General features: G+C 46.5%; 1 protein-coding gene and 2 pseudogenes. All 3 read left to right on the forward strand.

Features of this window, described 5'->3' with window-relative positions; all coding sequences use genetic code 11:
• Positions 1-640: pseudogene (locus tag J8L85_RS17850) on the forward strand (hypothetical protein); the annotation flags it as partial.
• Between the two features lie 3 nt (positions 641-643).
• Complete coding sequence (locus J8L85_RS17855) at positions 644-1810, forward strand: gliding motility-associated C-terminal domain-containing protein (RefSeq protein ID WP_211019538.1); 1167 nt, start codon at positions 644-646, stop codon at positions 1808-1810.
• Between the two features lie 235 nt (positions 1811-2045).
• Positions 2046-7391 (forward strand): annotated as a pseudogene (locus J8L85_RS17860) (hypothetical protein); the annotation flags it as partial.

Raw genomic sequence — 7391 nt, forward strand, 5'->3', positions numbered from 1 at the left:
TTTCGACCTTTCTGTATCTATAAGTCCCAGTTCAATTCAAGGAAGCTTTGGTGGTACAAGTATGATAATACCGGGTACCATAGGACAAGCGGATATAGGCAATGGAGCTATAGGTCCAGGGGAAATTCAATCTAATGCGGTATCTTCTGATGAAATAGAAGATGGCACTGTACTTAATGATGATATTGGCCCTGGAATTGATGGAGCTAAAATAATTCCAGATTTTGGAGCACAAAACGTTGTCACCACAGGTGACGTAAGTGCAAATAGTTTCATTTCAGCAACTGCTACCTATCCTGATTACGTTTTCCAACAATACTTTTTAGGAAATTCTTCGCTAAATAAAGATTACAAATTTTCAACATTGAAAAGTGTAGAAAGCTTTATAAAGAAAAACCACCATCTACCCGGGATAAAATCAGCCGAAGAAATTGCTGAAAACAACGGCAAATGGAATCTTACTGAAGGAGCCCTAATCAATCTAGAAAAAATTGAGGAGCTTTTTCTACACACCATAGAGCAAGAAAAGAAAATAGAAAGCCTAAAGGCCCAAAACGAAACCCTTTCACAAGAAATGGAGGCCTTAAAACAACAGGTAGCGGCCATCAAAAAAATGTTGGAAGAAAAGACACAAGAATAGACCATGGGAAAATGCTGCTACATATTGCTGTTCTTTTCGTTGGGTTTTGCCCAGGCGCAGACCGCCCTGTACAACGAGGGCAATATTCGTATTCACGAAGGGGGAAAAATCGGTTTTCACACCGACCTCATCAACGATGCCCCTTTTGATCAAAACCGTGGAATAACAGGGTTTTATAGCACTTCTATCCTTTCGGTTTCCGGCACCGTGGTACCCGAATTCTACGACGCGGAGGTATTTACCAGAAATGGACTAGAACTGCAATTGGGAGTGGACAATACCAACAACACCAATTTTGTGGTGGGCGACATAAGAACCCCCAGAAACAATGCTACCGTGTACTATAATTTTTTGGAGAACGGTTTTTACACCGGTGAGGGCGATTTTTTAAAAATAGACGGCTATGCCGCCATCACCAATAAGGCTCAATTTATATTTCCCGTAGGGGATTCAGAACAGTTACGGCCCTTGGTGCTCAACTCGCAAGATGTAAATCTTTTTGCCAAATGCGCCTATTTTTATGAGAGTCCCGCTTCACAGTCCACCTTTTCCGGAAATTTCGACACCTTTCAACTAGACAGGGACCTAGAGTATGTTTCTAACAAAGAATTCTGGCATTTAGAGGGCAACATCCCCAGTACCATTAATTTAAGTTGGAACTCCAGAAGCGACCTAGCTGTGCTTACCGATGATATCACCACCATAGTTCCCGTAGGTTGGAGCAAGGAATCCCAAAAATGGGTCAATCTAAAATCGACTGGTACCCTAGGTACCCTCGAGGAAGGTTTTGTGGTTTCCGAAACCTTTGTTCCCAACGAATATGAGATCATCACCTTTGGTGTTTCTAAAATACCGTACGAACCTTTGTCAAAAGAAATACTAAGTCTCGAAAATTACTTTGTATCACCCAATGGCGATGGTATCAACGATAATTTCTACATTCCAGAACTGGTAGAGGAATCCCCGAACAACATTGTTCGTATCTTCGACCGTTTTGGTTTAAAGGTATTTGAAAAATCCAATTATATAGATGAGTTCAATGGCTTTTCCAATATTGATAATTTTGTAATCTCTAGAGAAGAAGGTCTTCCTGTGGGCGTTTATTTTTATACGATCTATATGGCCGATCTAGATTTAAACTACCAAGGTTTCCTCTACCTTGCCAGGTAACATACACCACTGTTTCACAGCACTTTACACCACCATCTCGTTTACCCGACAATTTGGCCTTTAAACGATAGATTTTCAATGCCTTATAATTTTTAATGCCCCTACCCTATTGCTCCCCTACAACATTTCCTGTTTTTGACCACAACTTTACCCTAGTACACAACAAAATTAAATCTTCCTAGACTTTACAAGGTAATTTTACAAGGATATAAAGTGACCCCTAAGCTCTGTTGACATGCAAGTAAAAAGAATTTTACCGTTAATACTTCTGTTCGTTGCTCAATTTGCATTTTCACAGGTGAAAATTGGTCAAAACCCGAACAGTATAAATTCGGCCTCGATCATCGAGCTCGAAAGTACAGATAAGGCCTTGGTTCTTACAAGGCTGACCACTGCACAAATGCAAGCGATCGTTCCGTTGAACGGAGCTGTTGTTTATAACACCGATACACAATGTGTTCATTATTACGATGGCAGTGGCTGGATCAATCTATGTGACGGCAATACCACAAGTTCGTTCTCTTTTGCCGACAATGGCGACGGCACCATTACCCTTTCTGATGGAAACGGCAATACCGTAACTTTTGAGGGTGCAGCGCAAACCATCACCACACTTACCGATAATGGTGACGGCACTTATACCTATACCAACGAGAACGGCGTGGAAACTGTAATTTCTATCGCAAGTTCTGACAACCAAACTCTTCAAACCGACAATACACCCGGCAACATTGGTATCACCAATGGTAATACACTGACCATTAATGTGGAGGATGGTGATGCGGACGACCAAAACGAAATACAAAGCTTGGACTTTACCGGTAATGTAATATCATTATCGAACGACCCAAATGCAACTGCCATTGATCTATCTGGATACGATACGGATGCTACCGATGATTTCAGTGGAGACTTTAATGATTTGACAAACGTCCCTGCAAACTTGGATACGGATTCCACCGATGACTTTGATGGTGAGTGGACAAGCCTTGCCAACAGACCCGCTGGATTGGACGATGGTGACGACGATACGCAATTGACCGATGCACAAGTGGCAACCGCCGTAAACAACGAATTCCCGAACTTGGATACCGATGCCACCGATGATTTCGATGGAGAATGGACCAGCTTGAACAACATTCCTGCAGATATCGCAGATGGCGATGACGATACACAGTTGACGGATGCGCAAGTAGCAACTGCCGTGAACAACGAATTCCCGAACCTGGATACCGATGCCACCGACGATTTCGATGGCGAGTGGACAAGCTTGAACAACATTCCTGCGGATATCGCAGATGGCGATGACGATACACAATTGACCGATGCACAAGTAGCAACGGCAGTGAACAATGAGTTCCCGAACCTGGATACGGACAGTACCGATGACTTTGACGGGGAATGGACCAGCTTAAGCAATATTCCTGCGGACATTGCTGATGGTGATGACGATACACAGTTGACCGATGCACAAGTAGCAACGGCAGTGAACAACGAATTCCCGAATCTGGACACAGACTCCACCGATGACTTTGATGGCGAGTGGACAAGCTTGAACAACATACCTGCAGACATTGCAGATGGCGATGACGATACACAGTTGACGGATGCACAAGTTGCAACTGCCGTGAACAATGAATTTCCGAACCTGGATACCGATTCAACCGACGATTTCGATGGCGAGTGGACAAGCTTGAACAACATTCCTGCGGACATTGCAGATGGCGATGATGATACACAATTGACGGATGCGCAAGTAGCGACCGCCGTGAACAATGAGTTCCCGAACCTGGACACCGACTCCACCGACGACTTTAGTGGAAGTTTTAATGACTTAACCGATGTGCCCGCAAACTTGGACACCGACTCCACCGATGACTTCGATGGTGAATGGACAAGCTTGAACAACATACCTGCAGACATTGCTGATGGCGATGACGATACAACCTATACCGCTGGTACGGGTCTCACCCTTGTCGATACGGAGTTTTCCGTAAACGATTCAGAAGTCAATCCTGAATGGGGAAATATTACAGGAGTTCCCGCTAATCTGGATACCGATTCAACCGACGATTTTAGTGGAGACTTTAATGATCTGACTAACGTTCCAGCAAACTTGGATACAGACTCTACTGATGACTTTGACGGGGAATGGACAAGTTTGAACAACATTCCTGCGGATATCGCAGATGGTGATGACGATACACAGTTGACCGATGCACAAGTGGCAACCGCCGTGAACAACGAGTTCCCGAATCTGGACACAGACTCAACCGACGATTTTAGTGGAAGTTTTAATGACTTAACCGATGTGCCAGCAAACTTGGATACCGATTCCACCGACGACTTTGACGGGGAATGGACAAGCTTGAACAACATTCCTGCGGACATTGCAGATGGTGATGACGATACACAATTGACGGATGCGCAAGTGGCAACCGCAGTGAACAATGAGTTCCCAAATCTGGATACCGATGCCACCGACGATTTTAGTGGAGACTTTAATGATTTGACAAACGTTCCAGCCAATCTGGATACAGACGCTACCGATGATTTCGATGGAGAATGGACCAGCCTTGCCAACAGACCTGCCGGATTGGACGATGGTGACGACGATACACAGTTGACGGATGCTCAAGTTGCAACCGCCGTGAACAACGAATTCCCGAATCTGGATACAGACTCTACCGATGACTTTGATGGCGAATGGACAAGCCTTGCCAACAGACCTGCCGGATTGGACGACGGTGACGACGATACACAATTGACCGATGCACAAGTAGCAACTGCCGTGAACAATGAGTTTCCAAATCTGGATACCGATGCCACCGACGATTTTGATGGCGAGTGGACAAGTTTGAACAACATTCCTGCGGATATCGCAGATGGTGATGACGATACACAGTTGACCGATGCACAAGTGGCAACCGCAGTGAACAATGAGTTCCCGAACCTGGATACCGATTCAACCGACGATTTCGATGGCGAGTGGACCAGCTTGAACAACATACCTGCAGACATTGCCGATGGCGATGACGATACACAGTTGACGGATGCTCAAGTAGCAACGGCAGTGAACAATGAGTTCCCGAATCTGGACACAGACTCTACCGATGATTTTGACGGTGAATGGACAAGCTTGAACAATATTCCTGCAGACATTGCAGATGGTGACGACGATACACAGTTGACCGAAGCAGAAGTCGCAACGGCGGTGAACAACCAATTCCCGAATCTGGATACCGATTCAACCGACGACTTCGATGGCGAGTGGACAAGCTTGAACAACATTCCTGCAGACATTGCTGATGGCGATGACGATACAACCTATACCGCTGGTACGGGTCTCACCCTTGTCGATACGGAGTTTTCCGTGAACGATTCAGAAGTGAATCCCGAATGGGGAAATATCACAGGGGTTCCCGCCAATCTGGATACCGACTCCACCGACGACTTTGACGGTGAATGGACAAGCCTTGCCAACAGACCCGCTGGATTGGACGACGGTGACGACGATACACAATTGACCGATGCACAAGTAGCAACGGCAGTGAACAACGAGTTCCCGAATCTGGACACAGACTCTACCGATGATTTTAGTGGAAGCTTTAGTGACTTAACCGATGTGCCCGCAAACTTGGACACTGACTCCACAGACGACTTTGACGGGGAATGGACAAGTTTGAACAATATTCCTGCAGACATTGCAGATGGTGATGACGATACACAGTTGACCGATGCACAAGTAGCAACTGCCGTGAACAACGAATTTCCGAATCTGGATACTGACAGTACGGATGACTTTGATGGCGAGTGGACCAGCTTGAACAACATTCCTGCGGACATTGCCGATGGTGACGACGATACACAGTTGACGGATGCACAAGTGGCGACCGCCGTGAACAATGAGTTCCCGAACCTGGATACAGACTCAACCGACGATTTTAGTGGAAGTTTTAATGACTTAACCGATGTGCCAGCAAACTTGGACACCGACTCCACCGATGACTTCGATGGTGAGTGGACAAGCCTTGCCAACAGACCCGCTGGATTGGACGACGGTGACGACGATACACAATTGACGGACGCACAAGTGGCTACCGCAGTGAACAATGAGTTCCCGAACCTGGATACCGACTCCACCGACGACTTTAGTGGAAGTTTTAATGACTTAACCGATGTGCCCGCAAACTTGGACACCGACTCCACCGATGACTTCGATGGTGAGTGGACAAGCTTGAACAACATACCTGCAGACATTGCCGATGGCGATGACGATACACAGTTGACGGATGCACAAGTGGCAACCGCAGTGAACAATGAGTTCCCTAATCTGGATACAGACTCAACTGACGATTTTGATGGTGAGTGGACAAGCCTTGCCAACAGACCCGCTGGATTGGACGACGGTGACGACGATACACAATTGACCGATGCACAAGTGGCAACGGCAGTTAATAACGAGTTTCCAAATCTGGATACAGACTCTACCGATGATTTTACCGGTGACTTTAATGATTTGACAAACGTCCCTGCAAACTTGGATACGGATTCCACCGACGATTTTGATGGCGAATGGACAAGCTTGAACAATATTCCTGCAGACATTGCAGATGGTGACGACGATACACAGTTGACGGATGCGCAAGTAGCAACTGCCGTGAACAATGAGTTTCCGAACCTGGATACCGATGCCACCGACGATTTCGATGGCGAGTGGACAAGCTTGAACAACATTCCTGCGGATATCGCTGACGGTGACGACGATACACAATTGACCGATGCGCAAGTAGCAACGGCAGTGAACAATGAATTCCCGAACCTGGACACCGACTCTACCGATGATTTTAGTGGAAGTTTTAATGATTTAACCGATGTGCCCGCAAACTTGGACACCGACTCCACCGATGATTTTGACGGTGAGTGGACCAGCCTGAACAACATTCCTGCCGATATCGCAGACGGCGATGACGATACACAGTTGACGGATGCGCAAGTAGCAACAGCCGTGAACAACGAATTCCCGAACCTGGACACCGACTCCACTGATGACTTCGATGGTGAGTGGACAAGCCTGAACAACGTACCTGCAGACATTGCAGATGGCGATGACGACACAACCTATACCGCTGGTACGGGTCTCACCCTTGTCGATACGGAGTTTTCCGTGAACGATTCAGAAGTGAATCCCGAATGGGGAAATATCACAGGGGTTCCCGCTAATCTGGATACCGATTCAACCGACGACTTTGACGGGGAATGGACAAGCTTGAACAATATTCCTGCGGACATTGCCGATGGCGATGACGATACACAGTTGACCGATGCGCAAGTTGCAACGGCAGTGAACAATGAGTTCCCGAACTTGGATACAGACTCTACCGATGATTTTGATGGCGAATGGACAAGCTTGAACAACGTACCTGCAGACATTGCAGATGGCGATGACGATACACAGTTGACCGATGCTCAAGTAGCAACGGCAGTTAATAACGAATTCCCGAACCTGGATACCGATGCCACCGACGACTTTGATGGCGAGTGGACAAGCTTGAACAACATTCCTGCCGATATCGCAGAC

The organism is Maribacter sp. MMG018, from assembly GCF_018100785.1.
GTDB lineage: Bacteria > Bacteroidota > Bacteroidia > Flavobacteriales > Flavobacteriaceae > Maribacter.